2 protein-coding genes are annotated in these 1,977 nt (G+C 45.5%); one reads left to right on the top strand and one right to left on the bottom strand.

Going from position 1 to position 1,977, the window contains the following annotated elements:
* Positions 1 to 819 (bottom strand): geranylgeranyl diphosphate reductase (locus H6S82_RS31040; RefSeq protein WP_191057320.1); only part of this gene is annotated, 819 nt, incomplete at its 3' end.
* 175 nt (positions 820 to 994) lie between these two features.
* Between H6S82_RS31040 and yidD the strand changes: the two genes are divergently transcribed.
* The gene (gene yidD / locus H6S82_RS31035; RefSeq protein WP_190473868.1) at positions 995 to 1,507 is read left to right on the top strand and encodes a membrane protein insertion efficiency factor YidD; all 513 of its coding nucleotides are present in this window, start codon (positions 995 to 997) and stop codon (positions 1,505 to 1,507) included.
* The last annotated feature ends 470 nt before the right edge of the window (positions 1,508 to 1,977 follow it).

Raw genomic sequence — 1,977 nt, 5'->3', positions numbered from 1 at the left:
TCTACCGACGACGCGGCGAGGACGGGGATGTTCTGGAATTGGGTGAGCTTCTACTTTAATAATCTCACCACCTGCCAGTTTCTTGGCAGCACGTTTGCGGATACCTGCTTGCAGATTTTTGATGTCGGCTTTGTTCACCTTCATGGTGCCGGTACCAACAGCAACGTGGTCGTATTTGGGGAAAACCCAAGCGTAGAAGTCGGTGGAAACATCGTTGCCAACGTACATTTCGGCTAGGTCTTCGTAGTAAGCCATTTTGTCTTCGGGGAGGCGAATGCGTTCTTGAAAGGCGATCGCATAATTATAATCGCCAGCATCGATGGCTTTGGCAATCCGGGAATTCGCTCCATCTGCCCCAATCACTACATCAGCTTTCAGGGTTTTCATTGTCCCCTCGGCACTGCCATCCGAGTGATCGGCATAGTGGATGGTATAAGGGTCAGTGTTGTTTGTGGGAATATCCAGTTTATAAACTGTGCCGTTAATCAGATTGGCACCTAACGAAGCAGCGCGATCGCGCAAGAAGCCATCCAGCACCTCGCGGCGGCACATACCAATATATTCTTCTTGTTTGTTTATGTTGATATCGACTTCAACGTTTGAAGGTGAGATCATTTTCATTTTTCTCACCTGCCGATCGATGATGTGTGGAGGCAGGTCAAACTCGCCCACCATACACAGGGGTATCGCACCGCCACACGGCTTGGCATTGTCTAGCTTGCGCTCGAACAGATACGTCTCAATTCCAGCTTTGGCGAGCGTTTCAGCGGCTGAGGAGCCCGCTGGGCCTGAACCAACAACAGCAACCCGTATCGTCAAAGGTTTTCTCCCAATCTCATCAACCTACAAGCTGAGATGGTATCACGGAGTTTTGAAAACCCCTACGTTACTCTTATGGATGTGAATAAAATGCAACACACCTTAATATCTCTATAAGGATCTGAATTTCGGTTGAGCGATTTGTATCTTAGGTTAGATGCACCCAATTGCACAAATGAACGCTGATTGGCTCGATTCCGGAATCCGACAGATCGCTTGCGCTTCGATCGCAGGCTATCAGAAACACATTTCTCCTCGCAAAGGTTTCTCCTGCGCTCACCGATTGCTCTATGGCGGCGAGTCTTGCTCTCAGTACGTGAAACGGACGATCGCCTACAAGGGTTTATTGGCTGCGATCGAAGCATCCCGGCAAAGATTTCAGGCTTGTAAAGAAGCTAATCGGATTCTGAGCGCCAGAATAGAAAACTCTGAATCAGAGGATGAAGCCAAACGGGAACAGACCAAAGAAAATAATACCCACAAACAAGATCGTTGCCTGACAGACGCTGGCTGGAGTTGCGTTGAATGTGGGGCTGAAGGGATAAACTGCGACGGGCTTGTTCCTTGCGATCTACCTAGCTGCGATCTGCCCGATTGCAGCTTTTGCACCTCTGGGATTGATTGTAGTGCTGTTGATTGCGGCTCTGGTTTGGATTGCGGTAGTGCTTGCGGTAGTTGCAGTTTTTGATAATGTTACCGCAATAAACCGCGCAACACCGTCAAAACTTATTCCCGATACTGTCAGAGGAAGCTACAAGCTCCCTATCTGAAGATTTGTATACTTTAATATTTAGATTTATTTAATATTTAAGATTTTTATTATATTCAGGGCATTCTCAATCAAGAAGTTAATATTTCTCCCCAGCCCGATTTGCTACGCTCTGAGAACGACTAAGTATGCTTACTTTCAGCGGATAAAATATTTTAACACAAATATATGAAAGTGCCAATTCGCTCGTTTATCGCGCTATCCGAAAACAGGACGATCGACCTGTCATCCTTAAAGTTTTAAAACAAGATTATCCTACACAAGCATCTCTAATCAGATATAGTTCAATTACAGCAATGGAAGGAAAAATTGCTAGTAAATCTTTTTGACAAGAAATTCAAAAACCCGCTTATCTTAGGTATTGAGTAAGCTTTATATGAGATAATACT

The organism is Planktothrix sp. FACHB-1355 (assembly GCF_014748295.1).
GTDB lineage: Bacteria > Cyanobacteriota > Cyanobacteriia > Cyanobacteriales > Aerosakkonemataceae > Aerosakkonema > Aerosakkonema funiforme_A.
This window is presented reverse-complemented; position numbering and strand designations above follow the sequence as displayed.

Excerpts from the sequence above, each read along its gene's own strand:
- yidD (WP_190473868.1), top strand. The coding sequence starts at position 995 with ATGAACGCTGATTGGCTCGATTCCGGAATCCGACAGATCGCTTGCGCT.